Origin of the sequence: Cellulomonas dongxiuzhuiae, assembly GCF_018623035.1 — a bacterium.
Taxonomy (GTDB): Bacteria; Actinomycetota; Actinomycetes; order Actinomycetales; family Cellulomonadaceae; genus Cellulomonas; species Cellulomonas dongxiuzhuiae.
Genome location: NZ_CP076023.1, coordinates 3,344,972 through 3,362,918 on the forward strand (window position 1 = coordinate 3,344,972; position 17,947 = coordinate 3,362,918).

14 protein-coding genes are annotated in these 17,947 nt (G+C 74.0%); 8 read left to right on the top strand and 6 right to left on the bottom strand.

The genetic code is table 11. The features are described from left to right. The first annotated feature begins 8 nt into the window (after positions 1-8). From KKR89_RS15125 to KKR89_RS15135, 3 genes are all read left to right on the top strand, one after another. Positions 9-1,220, top strand: a complete 1,212-nt coding sequence (locus KKR89_RS15125) for an alpha-hydroxy acid oxidase (RefSeq protein WP_251140914.1) — start codon at positions 9-11, stop codon at positions 1,218-1,220. 153 nt (positions 1,221-1,373) lie between these two features. After that, positions 1,374-3,674, top strand: a complete 2,301-nt coding sequence (locus KKR89_RS15130) for a rhamnogalacturonan lyase family protein (protein WP_208196166.1) — start codon at positions 1,374-1,376, stop codon at positions 3,672-3,674. A gap of 106 nt (positions 3,675-3,780) precedes the next feature. Beyond that, positions 3,781-4,848 (top strand): hypothetical protein, encoded by a 1,068-nt coding sequence (locus KKR89_RS15135; protein ID WP_208196167.1) that lies wholly within the window; start codon positions 3,781-3,783, stop codon positions 4,846-4,848. A 54-nt stretch (positions 4,849-4,902) separates the two neighbouring features. Here the strand turns inward: KKR89_RS15135 and idi are convergent, their stop codons facing one another. Then, positions 4,903-5,424 (bottom strand): isopentenyl-diphosphate Delta-isomerase, encoded by a 522-nt coding sequence (gene idi, locus KKR89_RS15140; RefSeq protein ID WP_208196168.1) that lies wholly within the window; start codon positions 5,422-5,424, stop codon positions 4,903-4,905. Between the two features lie 130 nt (positions 5,425-5,554). After that, positions 5,555-6,181, bottom strand: a complete 627-nt coding sequence (locus tag KKR89_RS15145) for a hypothetical protein (RefSeq protein ID WP_208196169.1) — start codon at positions 6,179-6,181, stop codon at positions 5,555-5,557. A 431-nt stretch (positions 6,182-6,612) separates the two neighbouring features. On the opposite strand from KKR89_RS15145, the gene KKR89_RS15150 reads away from it, so the two are divergent. The 5 genes from KKR89_RS15150 to KKR89_RS15170 are packed head-to-tail and all read left to right on the top strand — an operon-like array spanning position 6,613 to position 11,858. After that, complete coding sequence (locus KKR89_RS15150; protein ID WP_208196170.1) at positions 6,613-7,725, top strand: ABC transporter substrate-binding protein; 1,113 nt, start codon at positions 6,613-6,615, stop codon at positions 7,723-7,725. After that, positions 7,725-8,591, top strand: coding sequence for an ABC transporter permease (locus tag KKR89_RS15155; RefSeq protein ID WP_208196171.1), 867 nt, complete (start codon positions 7,725-7,727; stop codon positions 8,589-8,591). The genes KKR89_RS15150 and KKR89_RS15155 overlap by 1 nt, the downstream gene beginning before the upstream one ends. After that, on the top strand, positions 8,567-9,436 hold the full coding sequence (locus KKR89_RS15160; protein ID WP_208196172.1) for an ABC transporter ATP-binding protein: 870 nt from the start codon (positions 8,567-8,569) through the stop codon (positions 9,434-9,436). Before KKR89_RS15155 ends, KKR89_RS15160 begins: the two co-directional genes overlap by 25 nt. Beyond that, positions 9,433-10,839, top strand: a complete 1,407-nt coding sequence (locus KKR89_RS15165; RefSeq protein ID WP_208196173.1) for an LLM class flavin-dependent oxidoreductase — start codon at positions 9,433-9,435, stop codon at positions 10,837-10,839. Before KKR89_RS15160 ends, KKR89_RS15165 begins: the two co-directional genes overlap by 4 nt. Then, entirely contained in the window at positions 10,836-11,858 is a 1,023-nt protein-coding gene (locus KKR89_RS15170) for an aldo/keto reductase (RefSeq protein ID WP_208196174.1), read from the top strand. Before KKR89_RS15165 ends, KKR89_RS15170 begins: the two co-directional genes overlap by 4 nt. 119 nt (positions 11,859-11,977) lie before the next feature. On the opposite strand, the gene KKR89_RS15175 is transcribed toward KKR89_RS15170, so the two are convergent. From KKR89_RS15175 to KKR89_RS15190, 4 genes are all read right to left on the bottom strand, one after another. After that, complete coding sequence (locus tag KKR89_RS15175; protein WP_208196175.1) at positions 11,978-13,531, bottom strand: glycoside hydrolase family 43 protein; 1,554 nt, start codon at positions 13,529-13,531, stop codon at positions 11,978-11,980. After that, positions 13,528-15,894: a beta-xylosidase/alpha-l-arabinosidase gene (locus KKR89_RS15180; protein WP_208196393.1), complete on the bottom strand. Its 2,367-nt coding sequence runs from the start codon at positions 15,892-15,894 to the stop codon at positions 13,528-13,530. The genes KKR89_RS15175 and KKR89_RS15180 overlap by 4 nt, the downstream gene beginning before the upstream one ends. 147 nt (positions 15,895-16,041) lie before the next feature. After that, complete coding sequence (locus KKR89_RS15185; RefSeq protein ID WP_208196176.1) at positions 16,042-16,923, bottom strand: carbohydrate ABC transporter permease; 882 nt, start codon at positions 16,921-16,923, stop codon at positions 16,042-16,044. Further along, the gene (locus KKR89_RS15190; RefSeq protein ID WP_208196177.1) at positions 16,923-17,939 is read right to left on the bottom strand and encodes a carbohydrate ABC transporter permease; all 1,017 of its coding nucleotides are present in this window, start codon (positions 17,937-17,939) and stop codon (positions 16,923-16,925) included. Before KKR89_RS15190 ends, KKR89_RS15185 begins: the two co-directional genes overlap by 1 nt. Positions 17,940-17,947: the final 8 nt, after the last annotated feature.

The following is a 17,947-nucleotide window of genomic DNA, read 5'->3' on the forward strand; positions in this document are numbered from 1 at the left end:
AGCCCCCCGTGACCGACCGCCGGCTGCCGAGATGGTCCGAGCTCGCACCCCTGCTGCGGCCCCAGCCGCTGCGGCTCGACCCCGTGCAGCGCCGCCTCGAGGACGCCCTGACCATCGCCGACCTGCGCCGCGTCGCCCGGCGTCGCACACCGCGCGCGGTGTTCGACTACACCGACGGCGCCGCCGAGGGCGAGCTCACCCTGCGGCGCGCGCGCCGCCTGTTCCGCGACCTCGAGCTGCGCCCGTCGATCCTGCGCGACGTGTCGCACGTGGACACCACGACGTCCTACCTCGGGCGCCCGTCGGCGCTGCCGTTCGCGTTCGCCCCGACGGGCTTCACACGGCTCATGCACCACGAGGGCGAGCGGGCCGTCGCGCGCGTGGCGCAGCGGCGCGGCCTGCCGTACGCGCTGTCCACCATGGGCACGACGTCGATCGAGGACGTCGCCGCGGTCGCCCCCGACGCGCGCCGGTGGTTCCAGCTGTACGTGTGGAAGGACCGCGCGGCGGGCGAGGACCTCATGGCACGCGCCCGGGCGGCGGGCTACGAGGCGCTCATGCTCACGGTCGACGTGCCCGTCGCGGGCGCGCGGCTGCGCGACGTCCGCAACGGGTTCTCGATCCCGCCCGCGCTGACGGTGCGGACCGTGCTCGACGCCGCGACGCACCCGGCGTGGTGGACGGACCTGCTGACGACCGAGCCGTTGACGTTCGCCTCGCTCACCTCGTGGAGCGGGACGGTCGCGGACCTGCTCGACCGGCTGTTCGACCCCACGATGACCATCGCGGACCTCGAGTGGCTGCGATCGTCGTGGGACGGCCCGCTGATCATCAAGGGCGTCCAGACCGTCGAGGACGCACGCCGCGTGACCGACGCCGGGGCCGACGCGGTCGTGCTGTCCAACCACGGCGGCCGGCAGCTCGACAAGGCGCCCGTGCCGCTGCGCCTGCTCCCCGACGTGCTCGACGCGGTCGGCGACCGCACCGAGGTGTGGGTCGACACGGGCATCACGCACGGGTCCGACGTGGTCGCGGCGATCGCACTGGGGGCGCGCGCGACGCTCGTCGGGCGGGCGTACCTCTACGGCCTCATGGCGGGCGGCGAGCGCGGCGTGGACCGCGCGGTCGCGATCCTCGAGGGCGAGGTGCGCCGCACGATGGCGCTCCTGGGCGCCACCTCCGTCGCGGAGCTGTCGCCGCGCCACGTCCGGCTCCCCTGAACGACCCCGGGACGACGACGAAAGGATTCGCAGGCCTGCCGACGCGGCGCGCCCACCCCTACCGTCGGCTCGGCGTCGAAGCGGTTTCCGTGAACGTGCACATCCCGGCGCCCCCACGGTCCACGACGGACGACGACGGAAGAGGCCCGGCGCATGCGACGTCGCAGCACAGCAGCACTCGCGACGGCCGCCGCCGCCGTCACCGCGCTCGGCGCCCTCGCGACGGCCCCGTCGGCGACGGCCGCCGTGGCGTGCAAGGTCACCTACACGGTCACGAACCAGTGGCACGGCGGCTTCGGCGCCGACGTCCGCGTCGACAACCTCGGTGACGCCCTCACCGGCTGGACGCTGACCTGGGCGTTCACCGGCGGCCAGAGCGTGCAGCAGGCGTGGAACGGCACAGCGACGCAGTCCGGTGCGCAGGTGACCGTGACGAACGCCGCCTGGAACGGCGCCGTCGGGTCCGGCGGTCAGATCGCCTTCGGCTTCAACGGTGCGTCCGACGGCACGACGAACCCCGTGCCGACGTCGTTCGCCCTCAACGGGACGACGTGCACGGGGTCGGTCACGCCGACGACGGCCCCCACGACGGCCACGCCGACCGCGTCCCCCACGCAGCAGCCGACGCCCACGTCGTCGCCCACGCCCACGCAGCAGCCGACGCCCACGTCGTCCCCGACCCCGACCGCCGCACCGCACCCGGTCCCGACGACGCCCGTGGCCGGCGCGCGTCAGCTCGAGGACCTCGACCGCGGGCTGGTCTCCGTGCGGTCCGGCAGCGGCAACCTCGTGCAGTGGCGCCTGCTGGGCTACGAGGACCGCGGCACCGGGTTCCACGTCTACCGGGACGGCACGCGCATCACGTCGTCGCCGGTCACGGGCTCGACCAACCACCTCGACCCCGGCGCGTCGGCGACCGCCCGGTACACCGTGCGGGCCGTCGAGAACGGCGCCGAGCAGGCGGCGTCCGCGCCGTCGCTGAACCTGGCCGGCGGCTACCTCGACGTCGCCGTCCAGCGCCCGTCGTCCGACCACGTCATCAACGACGGGTCCGTCGGCGACCTCGACGGCGACGGCGACCTCGACGTCGTCCTGAAGTGGGACCCCTCGAACGCCAAGGACAACAGCCAGGCGGGCGTCACCGGCAACGTCTACCTCGACGGCGTGACGCTGCAGGGCCAGCGGCTGTGGCGCATCGACCTGGGCCGCAACATCCGCGCCGGTGCGCACTACACGCAGTTCCAGGTCTACGACTACGACGGCGACGGCAGGGCCGAGGTGGCCGTCAAGACCGCCGACGGCACGCGCTCGGGCACCGGGCAGGTCATCGGCAACGCCAACGCCGACCACCGCAACGGCGAGGGCTACGTGCTGTCCGGCCCCGAGTACTTCACGGTCTTCCGCGGCGACACCGGCGCGGTCGGCGCGACCACCGACTACGTGCCGCCCCGCGGGACGGTGTCGAGCTGGGGCGACTCCTACGGCAACCGCGTCGACCGGTTCCTCGCCGGGACCGCGTACGTCGACGGTCAGCGACCCTCGATCATCATGGCCCGCGGCTACTACACGCGTGCCGTCGTCGTCGCGTGGGACTACCGCGACGGGCAGCTCACGCGCCGGTGGACCTTCGACTCGACCAGCTCGACGCCCGGCAACTCGGCGTACGCCGGCCAGGGCAACCACTCGCTGTCGGTCGCGGACGTCGACGGCGACGGACGGGACGAGATCGTGTACGGCGCGGCGACGATCGACGACGACGGGCGCGGCCTGTGGGTCAACGGCACGGGGCACGGCGACGCCGGGCACGTGGGCGACCTCGTCCCGTCGCGGCCGGGGCTCGAGTACTTCAAGGTCACCGAGGACAAGGCCCAGCCGAACATGTGGGTGGCCGACGCGCGGACCGGCCAGACGCTGTGGCGCAGCGGCACGGGTGCGGACAACGGGCGTGGCGTCGCCGCCGACGTCTGGGCCGGCAGCCCCGGTGCGGAGGCGTGGTCGTCCGCCGAGGCGGATCTGCGCAACGCCGCGAACGGCGCGGCCGTGGGCCGCAAGCCGTCGTCGGCCAACTTCCTGGCCTGGTGGGACGGTGACCCCGTCCGCGAGCTGCTCGACGGCACCAAGATCGACAAGTACGGCACGGGCGGCGAGACGCGCCTGCTGACCGGGTCCGACGTGCGGTCGAACAACGGCACCAAGTCCACACCGGTCCTGTCGGGCGACATCCTCGGCGACTGGCGCGAGGAGGTGGTCTGGGCGCGGTCCGACGAGGGTGCGCTGCGGATCTACGCGACGCCGCTCACCACGTCGCACCGGCTGCCGACGCTGCTGCACGACCCGATGTACCGGGTCGCGCTGGCCTGGCAGAACACGGCGTACAACCAGCCGCCGCACCCGTCGTTCTACCTCGGCGACCCGTTCACGGCCCCGCCGCAGCAGCGGCTGTACGTCCGCTGACGCGACCGGATCGGGTCCGTCCGACCGTCGTACGCCGCAGTGCCGCGGGGTACGTCACCGACCGCGGCACGCTCTGATGTGTGAGGGTGTGCGACGGGAGGACGACGTGACCGAGAGCATCGACCCGGCGCGCGCGGCGTACGCGTTCGCCAACCGGTTCGTCAACGTGCTCGTCACGCTGCCGAACGGCACGCCGCTGCGGACCGCCGGGCGGTGCGGCGGCATGTCGTACTCGGTGCTCGACCACGTCACGTCGGGACGCGACGTGCCGACGTGGCCCGCCGGGCTGTTCGCGCCCGGACGCGTGCCGCCCGACGGGCACCTCGTGGCCGACCACCTCCGGGCCCGCCAGCTCGACTCGTTCCGGTCCGTCTCGGCGCTGCGGTTCGTCACGTGGTCGGCGCTGCCGGACCGCGATCTCGGCCCGCTGGCCGGCGTCCGCACGCGGACGCGCCGCGAGCTGCCCGGGATCCTGCGTGCGCTCGCCGAGGGCCGGCCCGTGGTGCTCGGGATGGTCGTCGCCCGCCACCTGCTGCGCGCGGGCGACAACCACCAGGTCGTCGCGACGGGCGTCTCGCGTGGCGCCACGGGGCCCGTCCTCACGCTGCTCGACCCCAACAGCCCGGGGCGCGAGGTGAGCCTGGTCGAGACGCCCGAGGGCTGGCACGCGAGCAACGGGCGGCTCTGGCGCGGGTTCTTCCGGCACGCCTACGCACCGCGCACGCCGCCCGCCCTGCCGAGCGCGTCGCGCCGCCCGACGGTCCGCGTCCGGCCGGGTGCGCCGCTCGCGCTCGTGCACGTCGCGACGGGCCGGCTGCTCGTCGTCGCCGACGGCGGGCCCGCGCTGCGCGCCACGGGCACGACGACGTGGACGCCCACGGGCGGTCCCGCACTGCTCACCGACGGGGCCACGGTCAGCCTCGTCACCGGCGACCGCGCACTCACCGTCGTCGGCACGACGCCCGTGCTGGGCTCGGCGGACGGTACCGCGGCGGACGGCACCGCGGACGGCTGGCGCGTGGTCGTCGACGGTGGCGGCCCGTGGCGCCAGGGCTCACGGGTACGGCTCCTGCACACCGCGACGGGCGCTCTCCTGGCGGGCACGGCCGACGCCCTGACGACGTCCTGGACCCCCGACGCCTGCACATGGTGGACGATCGCCACCACCCCCTGACCCCCACCCGCACAAGCCCCCCGCCGAGCGTGGGTGGTGGGCGCGGAGGGACCGTCAAGGGGTGGCGGTGGCCACCAGGCGCAGGACGTCGGCGAACCAGGGGGTCACCTGGCCCTCCGCGACCAGCTCGTGCGCGCGCTGCGGGGTGACCCACTCGGTCTGGGAGACCTCGGCCGGGTCGGGGCGCAGCTCTCCGCTGCAGCGGCCGACGATGACGTGGTCGTGCTCGCACTCGACCTGTCCCGACGACGCGTCGGGCGCGCGGTACCGGAAGGCGCCGACCTCGCGCGCGTCGACGAGCTCGACACCGAGCTCCTCGCGCACGCGCAGCGCCGCGCGCTCGCGCAGGTCCGCGCCCGGCAGCGGGTGGCCGCAGCACGAGTTGGTCCACAGGCCCGGGAAGCGCAGCTTGGCGTCGGCGCGGCGCTGCAGCAGGATCCGCCCGTCGGGCCGGGTGAGCACCACGGAGAAGGCCCGGTGCAGGTGGCCCGGCGCGGTGTGCGCCTCCCCCACCGTCGCGGTGCCCGTGCCGTTCCCGTCCTCGTCGACCAGCTCGACCAGGTCCGTCTCCGCCATCGCGTCCAGGCCTCCCGCTCGCGTCCGCCGGGCCTGCGTCGGACGCGGCAGGCGGGGCCGGGGGCCGCAGACGCCTACGGTGACCCGTCCCGGCGACGGGAGCAAGTCGGCCCCCTCCGCGCGGTCGGGGTCAGGACAGGGAGACGGTCGTCCGACCGGTCTCCCGCAGGCCGGCCAGCCCCTCGCGGGCGCCGTCGAGCAGGAACCCGCACGCGTCGGTGGGCCACCGCACGCGCACGGCGCGGTCGTCCGCGTCGAGCAGGTAGAGCACCGGGACGACCTCGAACATGGCCATGCACGCCTGGTCCGGGCGCGCCGGGACGTCCCGGCGCGCGAGCTGCGCGAGCAGCGGACCGAGGTCGCCCTCGAGCCGCACGACGTCCACGGACGCGACCGTCGGCGCTGCGGGGACGGGTGCCGGTGCGGGGTCCTCGAGCGACGAGGCACCCGGCTCCAGGATCTGCGGCGGCTCCGGCGCCGGGAGCACGCGCACCTCGGGCATCCGGCACTCGACGGCGGCGACCGGCGCGAACCCCTCGGGCACCCGGCCCGCGCGCGGCGCGGCGGGCAGCCCTTCATCCCCGCCTGCCCCGAGGGCCGCGAGCGTCTCCCGCACGGCGCAGTCGGCCGTGTCCGCGATCTCGGCGGGCGACGTCCCCGTGGCCGGTCCCGCGCACGCCGTCAGCAGCACGCCGACGCCCAGCACGGCGACCCACGTCGCCGCTACGACGTCCCGCACCCGCGTCCGCGCTCGCATGCCGCCAGCCTGCCCGACGCCGACCGACCTCGGCAGGTGCCACCCGGAGGCCACCCCGCACGGACGCCCTGTCTCAGGATGCGATCACCGGGTTATTCCCGACCGATCAGGTATGTCATTGTCATCCCCATGACCACCGCCCCGCACCCCGCCGCAGCGCTCGTGCTGCTCGTGCGTGCGTGTCGGTCGTGTCCGGCCACGAGCTGTCGCTGACCAGCGACCCTCCGCCCTCGATCTCGCCGCGCCAGGTCGCGACGCCGTCGAGCCCGGCCGTCCCCCGGCCCCCAGGGCGCCCGGCCCCGCCCCGCAAGCTCCATCCCCGTCGCCCGCCACCCCTGGGTCGACACCGGGGACCCCGCGCGCCCGCGCCCCCGCCCGACCACCGCCGCGTCCCGACGCCGGCGGCCCACCCCTGCCCGGAAGGCTCCGCCATGCCGTTCGCCCACCCCGCCCGGACCAGGTCCGGCCGCACCGCGCGCCACCGCCTCGCCGCGGTCACCGCCGCGACCCTCCTGCCCGCGCTGCTCGCCGCCTGCGCGGGTGACGCCTCGGCCGACGCCCCGTCGACCACGGCCGCCACGGCCGCGCTACCCACCGAGGTCCCCGCCGGCACGACGCTCGTCGTCGGGGACCCCACGACGCAGAAGGCCGTCGAGATCGCCGGCGACGACCTCGACTCGGACCTCGGCTTCACGATCGAGTGGGCCAACCTGTCCGGCGGCCCGCAGACCACCGAGGCGTTCCGCGCCGGTGCGCTCGACGTGGGCGCCGTCGCCGACATCCCCCCCATCCACGCCGAGTGGACCGGCCTCGACGTCAAGATCGTCTCCGCCGTGTACCGCCAGGACTGGCAGGAGAACCCGATCTACGAGTTCGGCGTCGCACCCGGGGTCGACGGGGTCGAGTCCCTCGAGGACTTCGCCGGGCACCGCATCGCCTACTCGCCGGGGCAGGCGCAGGGCGTCATCGTGCTGCGCGCCCTCCAGGAGGCAGGGCTCGCGCAGGACGACGTGACCCTCGTCGAGCTGCCCAGCAACGGTGACGTCTACGCGACCGCGCTCGCTGCGGGCGAGGTCGACATCGCGCCCATCGGCGGCGTCCAGATCGCCCGCTACCTCGAGAAGTACGAGGCCGACGGTGCGCACACGGTGCGCCACGGCCTGCGCGACGACCCGAGCCACCTGTACGCGCCGACCTCGGTGATCGACGACCCCGCCAAGGCGGCGGCCCTGCGCGCCTACGTGCAGCTGTGGGCGCAGGCCAAGCTCTGGGTGCACGACCACCCCGAGGAGTGGAAGGCGGGCTACTACGTCGCCGACCAGGGCCTGAGCCCCGCCGACGCCGACTACCTCGTCGAGCGCGCCGGCATCCCCGACATCCCCGCGGACTGGTCCGAGGCGATCGCGCGGCACCAGGAGACGATCGAGCTGCTCGCGAAGGCCACGGGCAACGACGTGCTCGACGCGGCGGACCTGTGGGACCAGCGGTTCGCACCCGTCGAGGCCGAGGCCGTGGCCGCCTACCGCGAGAAGGAGGCCGGCTGATGTCGACCCTGTCCCTGCCCCACGGCTTGGCACGGCGGCCCGTCGCCCGCCCCGCGGCGGCCACCACGGCCCGCCGCACGCACCGCACGGTGCGGCGCCTCGGTCCCGGCCGCCCGCTGCGCGGCGGCACCCTCATCGGGCTCGGCGTCCTGCTGGCCGTGTGGTCGCTCGGCTCGGCCGTCGGGCTCATCGACCAGCGCACGCTGTCCGCGCCGTGGACCGTCGTGACGACCGGGGCCGACCTCGTCGCCGACGGCCGCCTGCAGGAGCACCTCGCGGTGTCCACGGGGCGCGCGCTGTCCGGGCTCGCCCTCGGGATCGTCGCGGGGACCGTCCTGGCGGTGGTCGCCGGGCTCAGCCGCTGGGGCGAGGCGATCGTCGACGGACCCGTGCAGCTCAAGCGGGCCATCCCGAGCCTCGCGCTGCTGCCGCTGCTCATCCTGTGGCTCGGCATCGGCGAGACGATGAAGGTCGTCACGATCCTGCTGGGCGTCCTCATCCCCGTGTACATCCACACCCACAACGGGCTGCGGACGATCGACGCGCGGTACGTCGAGCTCGCGGAGACCCTCGGGCTCACGCGGTGGGAGTTCCTCACCAAGGTCGTGCTGCCCGGTGCGCTGCCGGGGTTCCTGCTGGGCCTGCGGTTCGCGGTCACCGGCTGCTGGCTGGCCCTGGTGGTGGTCGAGCAGATCAACGGCACCGCCGGCATCGGCTACATGATGGAGCTCGCCCGCACCTACGGGCAGACCGACGTCATCGTCGTCGGCCTGGTCCTGTACGGGATCCTCGGCTACGGCTCCGACCTGCTCGTCCGCGTCGTGCAGAGGAGGGCCCTGTCATGGCGGCGCACGCTCGCGGGCTGACCGCACCGGGCCCCACCGAGGACGCCCGGGTCCCGGCACGGTCCGACGTCCCGGCACCCGCGCAGGGGGTCCTGGCGGACGAGCGCGTCACGACGGGCGACGGGTCGGTGGTCGTGCGCGACCTCGTCCGCGCCTACGGGCTCGGTGAGGGGGACGGCCGCGTGCTGCGCGGCCTGGACCTCGACATCGCGGCCGGCGAGTTCGTCGCCATCCTCGGGCGCAGCGGGTCCGGCAAGAGCACGCTGCTGCGCGCGCTCGCCGGCCTCGACCACGACGTGCACGGCACGGGCACGATCGCCGTCCCCGACCGGGTGTCCGTCGTGTTCCAGGACTCGCGGCTGCTGCCCTGGGCGCGCGTGCTCGACAACGTGACGCTCGGGCTGCGCGGCCCGGGCGCCCGCGAGCTGGGTACCGAGCGGCTCGCCGAGGTCGGGCTGGCCGGCCGCGAACGCGCGTGGCCGACCGAGCTGTCCGGCGGCGAGCAGCAGCGGGTGTCCCTGGCCCGGTCCCTCGTCCGCGAGCCCCGGCTGCTGCTGGCCGACGAGCCGTTCGGGGCGCTCGACGCCCTGACGCGCACCCGCATGCACGCGCTGCTGCGCGACCTGTGCGCACGGCACCGGCCCGCGGTGCTGCTGGTCACCCACGACGTCGACGAGGCCATCGTGCTGGCCGACCGTGTCGTCGTTCTCGACGCCGGGCAGATCGCGCTCGACGTACCCGTCGCGCACCGCGACCCGGCCGACGCCGGCTACGTGGCGCTGCGCCGCGAGCTGCTCGACGCGCTCGGCGTCCCACCCGTCGTCGGCCCCGCCACCCCGTCCGCACCCGACAGGAGCACACCATGACCACGCGACCCACGCGCGAGGGGCAGCTGCACCTCAACGCGTTCCTCATGAGCACGGGCCACCACGAGGCCTCGTGGCGGCTGCCGGAGTCCGACCCGTCGTACCAGAGCACCAACATCGCCTACCTGCAGCGCCTCGCGCAGACGGCCGAGCGCGGGCACCTGGACTCGATCTTCTTCGCCGACGGCCCGGCGCTGTTCCGCGACGTCGGCCGCCGCCCGTCGGGCACGCTCGAGCCGACGGTCGTGCTGGCCGCCATCGCGGCGGTGACCAGCCGCATCGGGCTCATCGCCACGGCGTCGACCACCTACAACGACCCGTACAACCTGGCCCGGCGGTTCGCGTCGGTCGACCACATCAGCGGCGGGCGCGCGGGCTGGAACATCGTGACGACCGCGCACCTGGAGGCCGCGCGCAACTTCGGCCAGGACGACCTGCCGTCGCACCGGTCCCGCTACGAGCGCGCGGCCGAGTTCATCGACGTCGCGCTGCGGCTGTGGGACTCGTGGGAGGACGACGTCGAGATCGGTGACAAGGACGCCGGCCTGTGGGGCGACTCCTCGCGGATCCATCCCCCCCAGCACGTGGGCGAGCACTTCCGGGTCGCCGGGGCGCTGACGACGCCGCGCTCGCCGCAGGCCTACCCGCTGCTGGTGCAGGCCGGGTCGTCGGACGACGGCAAGGACCTGGCCGCGCGGTACGCCGAGGCCGTGTTCACCGCCCAGCAGACGCTCGACGACGCGCTCGCGTTCGCCCACGACCTCAAGCGTCGGACCGTCGAGTGGGGCCGGGACCCCGCCGGCCTGCTCGTGCTGCCGGGCATCGTGCCCGTCATCGGCGCGACCGCGGCGGAGGCACGCGCGAAGGAGGAGGAGCTCGACCGGCTCATCCGCCCCGAGTACGCGCGCGCCCAGCTCGCCAAGACGCTGCGCGTCGACCCCGACGACCTGCCGCTGGACCGCGAGCTGCCCGCCGACCTGCCGAGCGAGGACGAGATCGAGGGCGCCAAGTCGCGGTACACGCTGATCGTCGATCTCGCGCGGCGCGAGCGGCTCACCGTGCGCCAGCTCATCGGCCGGCTCGGCGGCGGGCGCGGGCACCGCACGTTCTCCGGCACAGCCGAGCAGGTCGCCGACGCCATCCAGGAGTGGTGGGACGCGGGCGCCGCCGACGGGTTCAACATCATGCCCGCGGTGCTGCCGTCGGGCCTGGAGGACTTCGTCGACCAGGTCGTCCCCGTGCTCGTCGACCGCGGCCTGTTCCGCAGCGAGTACACGGGCACGACGCTGCGCGACCACTACGGGCTCGCGCGCCCCGCGCACCCCCACCACCGCACGGGCGGGCGCGACATCGGGCGCGTCGCCACGACCACCGCCACCACCCACGAAGGAGCACACGCATGACGACGTACCGCCCGCTCGGCCGCACCGGGGTCCAGGTGTCCCCGCTGACGCTCGGCACCATGAACTTCGGCGCCTGGGGCAACCCCGACCACGACGACTCCGCGGCGATCCTGCACCGCGCGCTCGACGCCGGCATCAACGTCGTCGACACCGCGGACGTGTACTCGCGCGGCGAGTCCGAGACCATCGTCGGCAAGGCGCTCGCGGGGCGTCGCGACGACGTCGTGCTGGCGACCAAGGTCCACGGTCGGCTGTCCGACGAGGTCAACCACGCGGGCAACTCGCGGCGGTGGATCGTGCGGGCCGTCGAGGACTCGCTGCGCCGGCTGCAGACCGACCGCATCGACGTCTACCAGGTGCACCGCCCCGAGCCGGGGACCGCCCTCGACGAGACGCTCGGCGCGCTCGACGACCTCGTGCGCGCCGGCAAGGTGCTGTACGTCGGGACCTCCACGTTCCTGCCGTCGCAGATCGTGCAGGCGCAGTGGGTCGCGGCCGACCGCCGGTTCGCGCGGCCCGCGACCGAGCAGCCGCCCTACTCGATCCTGGCGCGCGGCGTGGAGCGCGAGGTGCTGCCGCTCGCGCTCGAGTACGGCCTGGGCGTGCTGCCGTGGAGCCCGCTGGCCGGCGGTTGGCTCTCGGGGCGCCCGCTCGACGGGACGCGCGGCGGCTCGCCGCGTCACCAGCGCCAGCCGGGGCGGCACGACCCGTCGCTGCCCGAGAACGTCAGCAAGGCCGAGGCCGTGCAGCAGCTGACGAAGGTCGCCGAGGCGGCCGGGCTGACCCTGCCGCAGCTCGCGCTCGGCTTCGTCCTCGAGCACCCGGCCGTGTCGAGCGCGATCATCGGGCCGCGCACGCACGAGCACCTCGACGCGGCCCTCACGGCCCTGGACGTCCGGCTGCCCGCGGACGTCCTCGACGAGATCGACCGCATCGTCCCGCCGGGCGTCACCCTCAACCCGGCCGACGCGGGCTACCACCCGCCCTCCGTCACGGACCCGACCACCCGCCGCCGCTGACGCCCGACGGGATCGCACTCTCACCACCACGAGGGGGCTCCCCCCGGTGAGAGAGCAATCCAGCCCCTGGTGAGAGAGCTCGATTGCTCTCTCACCAGGGGTCGGGCGACGACCAGGGGTCAGGCGGTGGGGGTGTAGGTCACGCGCTCGACGTGGGCGACGGTGCTCGTCGGGGCGCCGTTGCTCGTCGCGTAGACGCCGAGCCACAGGCCCAGGAAGCCGCCGGTCGCGACGGTGTCGAGGTCCGTCGCGAGGGCCGTGCCCACGACGACGGGCTCGCTGTCGCCCGCACCGACGACGAGCTCGAGGTCCGCGCCGCGCGCGCGCACGGACAGCGTGAGCGGCGCACCGGCGGCGACCGCCGCCTCACCCAGCACGCGGTCCTCGTCGCGCTGCCGGTGCACGACCCGCGCCCGCAGGCCGTCGCCGTCGGGCGTGACCGCGAGACGCACGTGGTCCTTCTCGGACTGCCGCACGACCACACCGACCTCCTCGCCGGCGGCGAGGTCCACGGCGACGCGCGCCACGAGGTCGGCGTCCTGGTGCTGCAGCCGCAGGCCCAGGAACGCGGCGACGTCGACGTCCGCGAGCGTCGCGGGACGCAGCGGCAGGTCCCAGCCCTCGCCGGCAGGCGTGGCGACCTCGCTGGGCAGCGCGCGCACGGCCGTCCAGCGCGGGTCGTCCGCCGGCACCGTCCCGGACGCGAGCCCCTGGAGGGGCCCGCGTGCGGGACCCGTCGCGAACGGCACCTCGACCTCGTCCGGGACCTTGCCGACGCCCGGTGCGAAGACCGGCCAGCCGTCCTCCCAGACCACGGGGACGAGGAACGTCTCGCGGCCCAGCGGGTAGTGGTAGCCGCCGTAGGTGCGCATGGCGAGCAGCACGGCCCACCAGCTGCCGTCGGCCGCCTCGACGAGGTCGGCGTGCCCGGCCCCGACGACCGGGTGCTGACGGCCCAGGTGCCGGTGCGTGAGGATCGGGTTGCCGCGGGTCCCGGTGTACGGCCCGGTCACGACCTCCGCCTGCGCGATGCTCTCGGCGTGGTGGAACTCGGTGCCGGCCTCGGCCGCCATCAGGTAGTACGTGCCGTCGACCTTGTAGAGGTGCGGCGCCTCGGCCCAGACGGCGCCCTTGACGGCACCGGACCACACCACGTGCTCGGGCCCCGTGAGCTTCTTGGTCTCGGGGTCGAGCTCGCGGATCCACACCTCGGTCTGGTGGAACCACTCGGGCTCGAGCGCCAGACGCGTGCCGTGCACCCAGATGCGGCCGTCGTCGTCGAAGAAGATCGACGGGTCGATGCCGTCCGCGTCGAGCCACATCGGGTCGGACCACGGGCCGGCCGGGTCCGTGGCCGTCATGAGGAAGTTGCCGCCCGGGTTGCCGTGCGGCTGGCCGACGAGCGTGCAGATGACCCAGAACAGCCCGTCGTGGTGACGGATCGTCGGCGCGTACAACCCGCCGGACGACGCGATGCCGGTGTAGTCCAGCTGACCGGGCCGGTCCACGACGTGCCCGATCTGCTCCCACGTCACCAGGTCGCGGCTGTGCAGGACCGGCAGGCCCGGGAGGTACTCGAACGTCGAGGTGACGAGGTAGTAGTCGTCGCCCACCCGGCAGATCGACGGGTCGGGGTAGCACCCCGGCAGGATGGGGTTGTTCACGGTGCTCATGCGTCGTTGACCTCCACGTCGACGATCCGCCGGTCTTCGGCGGTGATCTCGTGCACGGCGCCCGTGACCTGCAGCACCGCGTGCGGCGTACTCTGCCCCGGCACCGTGTGCCGCGTCATCTCGCGCGCGCTGGCGATGGCCCCGCCGGTGGCGTCCACCACGGTGGCCGGGTCGGTGACCGCGGCGTGCGACGCGACCCAGACCTGCACCTCGCCCGGCTCGACGACCCGCACGAGGCGGCGGTCGACCAGCGCCACGCGCGTCGTCGGGACCTGGAACGTCACGCGGCGCGACTGCCCGGGCGCGAGCTCGACCCGGGCGTACCCGAGCAGCTGCACCACGGGCCGCACGACGGACGCGACGACGTCGCGCCCGTAGAGCTGCACGACGTCCGCACCGGCGACGTCACCCGTGTTGGTGACGGTCACGGCCGCGGTGAAGACGCCCGCGGAGTCCACCGTCGGGTCCACCTGCAGGTCGTCGTACGCGAACGTGGTGTACGCCAGGCCGAAGCCGAAGGGCCGCACGGGCGTCGGGTCCGTCGACGTGACGTCGGACGGGCCGCCGAGGACGGGGTGCAGGTAGCGGAACGGCTGCGCACCCGCGGCGCGCGGCAGCGAGACGGGCAACCGGCCCGACGGGTTCGCGACGCCGGTCAGCAGGTCCGCGATCGCGTCGCCGCCGCCCTCGCCGGGGAAGAACGCCTGCAGCACCGCGGCAGGACGCGGACCCTCGCCGTCCAGGGCCCAGCCGATCGCGTAGGGACGGCCCGTGAGCAGCACCATGACGACGGGCGTCCCCGTGGCGACGAGCGCCTCGACGAGCCGGCGCTGCACGCCGGGCAGCTCGAGCGACTGGACGTCGTTGCCCTCGCCGACCGTGCCGCGGCCGAACAGCCCGGCCTGGTCGCCCACGACGACGACGGCGACGTCGGCGTCGGCAGCGGCCGCCACGGCCGCCGCGAACCCGGACTCGTCGTCGCCCTCGACCGTGCAGCCCTCCGCGAACGTGACGTCGGGGAGCGCCGCCGCGAGCGCCTCGTGGACGCTACGGATCTCGAAGCCGAGCGGCAGGTCGGGGTGGTGCGCCAGCACGTGGTTGGCGAACGAGTAGCAGCCCATCAGCGCCTCGGGACGCGCGGCGTTGGGTCCGACGACGGCGACGCGCCGCGGCTGCGCGAGCGGCAGGACGCCGTCGTTCGAGAGCAGCACGACCGACTCCTCGGCGAGCCGGCGCGCGAGCTCACGGTGGCGCGGGGAGTCCAGGTCGACGTGCGTCGGCGGCTCGTCCTCGAACGCCTCGGGGTCGAGCAGGCCCAGCTCCTCCTTCTGCGCGAGCGCACGCAGCACGGCGCGGTCGACGAGGGCCTCGTCGGTCAGGCCGGCACGGATCCGCGCGGCCAGCGGCTCGAGGAACGCGTCGCCCGTGGGCAGCTCGATGTCGAGCCCGGCGGCGAGCGCCAGCGCGGCCGCCTCGCCGCGGTCGGCGGCCACACCGTGCATGACCTGGAGGAACGCGACCGCGAAGTAGTCGGCCACGACGACGCCGTCGAAGCCCCACTCGGTGCGCAGGACGTCGGTGAGGTAGTGCGGGTCCGCCGCGACCGGGACGCCGTCGACGTCCGCGTACGAGTTCATCACCGAGCGGACGCCGCCGTCGCGCACCGCCATCTCGAACGGCGGCAGGTAGATCTCGGCCAGCTCGCGCGGGCCGGCGTGCACGGGCGCGTGGTTGCGGCCCGCGGCGGACGCGGAGTACCCGACGAAGTGCTTGAGCGTGGCGTGGACGCCGGCCTCCTGCAGGCCCCGCACGTACGCCGTGCCGACGGTCCCGACGAGGTACGGGTCCTCCCCGATGCACTCGTCGACGCGGCCCCAGCGCGGGTCGCCGACGACGTCGAGGACGGGCGCCAGGCCCTGGTGGATGCCGAGCTCGCGCATCGAGTCGCCGATGGCGCGGGCTGCCGCGTGCACCAGCTCGGGGTCGAACGACGCGCCCCACGCCAGCGGCGTCGGGTAGCTCGCCGCCTGCCACGCCGCGAGGCCGGTGAGGCACTCCTCGTGCACGAGGGCCGGGATGCCCAGGCGCGTCTCCCTCTTGAGCCGGCGCTGCTCGGCCCAGAGCCAGGCGGCCCGCTCGGCGGGCTCCACCGGGCGCGTCCCGTAGACGCGGGTGTAGTGGCCGAGGCCGTGGCGCGTGATCTCGGCGAGCTGGCCGGGGTCCTTCTGCCCCGAGGCCATCTCGGACTGCATGGGGGCGACCGTGCCGTTCTGGTCGAGCCAGTAGCCGACGAGCTGGGCGAGCTTCTCCTCCAGCGTCATCCGCGCGTGCAGGTCCCGCACGCGCTCGGAGACGAGGGGCATGGCAGGGGGGACGGCAGCGGCCCGCACGACGTCGTGCGTGGCGGTGCCGGGTGTGTCGGACACGAGGGTGGTGCTCCTTCAGGGGTGGCGAGGTGGTACAGGACGCGGCCGCCCGGGACGTGCCCGGACGGCCGCGCGAAGGCTCCGTCAGCCCTTGACGGCGCCGGTGAGACCGCCGACGATCCGTCGCTCGAAGAGCGAGAAGAAGATCAGCGCCGGGATCATCGACAGCGACGTGAACGCCAGCACCCGGGCGGTGTCGACCGAGTACTGCGAGGCGAACGACTGCACGCCGAGCGGCAGCGTGTACATCATCTCGTCGTTGAGGATGAACAGGGGCAGCATGTAGCTGTTCCAGCTCGCGACGAAGGCGAGGATCCCGACCGTCACGACGCCCGGGATCGACAGCGGGACGACCATGCGGAAGAAGAACCCGAGACGGCTCGCGCCGTCGATCGACGCGGCCTCCTCCAGCTCCTTGGGGATCGCCCGCAGGAACGGCACGAGGATGATGATCGTGGTCGGCAGGGCGAACGCGATCTGCGGGAGGATGATCCCCGCGAGCGAGTTCATGAGCCCGAGGTTCTTGATGAGGATGTACAGCGGCGTGATCGCCACCGTCATCGGGAACATCAGGCCCGCCGCGAACAGCGAGTACATCGCGGGCTGCGCCTTGAAGTCGTACCGCGCGAGCACGAAGCTCGCCATGACCCCGAGGATGACCACGCCGACCGTGGTCGCGATGGCGCAGATCGCGGAGTTCGCGGCCTGCTGCCAGAAGATCGAGCTGTTGAGCACCGACGAGTAGTTGCCCCACTCCCAGGTGCTGGGGAAGCCCGACGGGTCCATGGTGATCTGCGAGTTGGTCCGCAGGCCCCCGAGGATGATGAACGCCACGGGGCCGATGCACACCCCCACGAGCAGCCACGCGACGACGTACACCAGCGGGTTGACCCGCTCGAGCTTGCTCTTGCGCCTCGTCGGCGTCTGCGTCGGTGCCGGGGTTGCCTGGACGGCGATGGCAGCCATCACTTCTTCCCTCCCGTGAGCGCGCCCTCGGTGTCGCGGCGGAGCACGAAGCGCTGGTAGGTCAGCGCGATGACCAGCGAGATGATGAACAGGACGACGGCGACGGCGTTGCCGAAGCCGTAGTTCCCGGCGTTGCGCCCGTTGAGGACCATGTAGGTGGCCATCGTCGAGGTGCCGGCCGTGGCGGACACGTACTGACCCCAGATGATGTAGACGAGGTCGAACAGCTGCAGCGAGCCGATGATCGACAGGAACGCCCAGATCCGCACCGTCGGGCCGAGCAGGGGCAGCGTGATGCGGCGCTGCGCCTGCCAGTAGGTCGCGCCGTCGATCGCGGCGGCCTCGTGCAGCTCCTCGGGGATCGACTGCAGACCCGCGAGGAACAGGATGACCGCGAAGCCCACGTACTTCCACGTGATGATGAGCATCAGCGACCAGATCGCGACGTCGGGGTCGGACAGCCAGTCGACCGCCCAGCCCTCGAGCCCGATCTTCTCCAGGAAGCCGTTGACGGCGCCCGTGGTCTGGAGCATCAGGCTCCAGCCGGTACCGACGATGACCTCGGAGACGACGTAGGGCACGAAGATGAGCACGCGGATCAGCGAGCGTCCGCGGATCTTGCGGTTCAGCAGCAGCGCGAGGATCACCGCCGCGGGGCCCTGCATGACCAGCGACATCACGACGATGAAGCCGTTGTGCAGCAGCGCCTCGTGGAACGTCGTGTCCTGCAGGATCGTGACGTAGTTCTCGAGCCCGACGAAGTCGGTGGGAGCGCCGTAGCCCTTCCACTTGAAGAAGCCGTAGTACGCCGCCATGACCACGGGGAAGATCACGAAGGCGACGAACATGATGATGGCCGGGCCCGCGAGGAGTGCGATCTCGGCGTGCTTGCGCCAGTCGGTCCGCCGGGTCCGGCGGACCGGGGACGGTGCCGTCGTGGCACCGTCCCCGATCGCCGAGCGTCCCGCGGGCGACGGCGTCGTGGCGAGCGCGTTCTCGCCCTGGGAGTCGCTCATGTCGGTCG

Excerpts from the sequence above, each read along its gene's own strand:
- KKR89_RS15185 (WP_208196176.1), bottom strand. The coding sequence starts at position 16,923 with ATGGCTGCCATCGCCGTCCAGGCAACCCCGGCACCGACGCAGACGCCG.
- KKR89_RS15170 (WP_208196174.1), top strand. The coding sequence starts at position 10,836 with ATGACGACGTACCGCCCGCTCGGCCGCACCGGGGTCCAGGTGTCCCCG.
- KKR89_RS15155 (WP_208196171.1), top strand. The coding sequence starts at position 7,725 with ATGTCGACCCTGTCCCTGCCCCACGGCTTGGCACGGCGGCCCGTCGCC.
- KKR89_RS15160 (WP_208196172.1), top strand. The coding sequence starts at position 8,567 with ATGGCGGCGCACGCTCGCGGGCTGACCGCACCGGGCCCCACCGAGGAC.
- KKR89_RS15165 (WP_208196173.1), top strand. The coding sequence starts at position 9,433 with ATGACCACGCGACCCACGCGCGAGGGGCAGCTGCACCTCAACGCGTTC.
- KKR89_RS15130 (WP_208196166.1), top strand. The coding sequence starts at position 1,374 with ATGCGACGTCGCAGCACAGCAGCACTCGCGACGGCCGCCGCCGCCGTC.
- KKR89_RS15190 (WP_208196177.1), bottom strand. The coding sequence starts at position 17,939 with ATGAGCGACTCCCAGGGCGAGAACGCGCTCGCCACGACGCCGTCGCCC.
- KKR89_RS15175 (WP_208196175.1), bottom strand. The coding sequence starts at position 13,531 with ATGAGCACCGTGAACAACCCCATCCTGCCGGGGTGCTACCCCGACCCG.
- KKR89_RS15145 (WP_208196169.1), bottom strand. The coding sequence starts at position 6,181 with ATGCGAGCGCGGACGCGGGTGCGGGACGTCGTAGCGGCGACGTGGGTC.
- KKR89_RS15150 (WP_208196170.1), top strand. The coding sequence starts at position 6,613 with ATGCCGTTCGCCCACCCCGCCCGGACCAGGTCCGGCCGCACCGCGCGC.
- KKR89_RS15180 (WP_208196393.1), bottom strand. The coding sequence starts at position 15,894 with ATGCCCCTCGTCTCCGAGCGCGTGCGGGACCTGCACGCGCGGATGACG.
- idi (WP_208196168.1), bottom strand. The coding sequence starts at position 5,424 with ATGGCGGAGACGGACCTGGTCGAGCTGGTCGACGAGGACGGGAACGGC.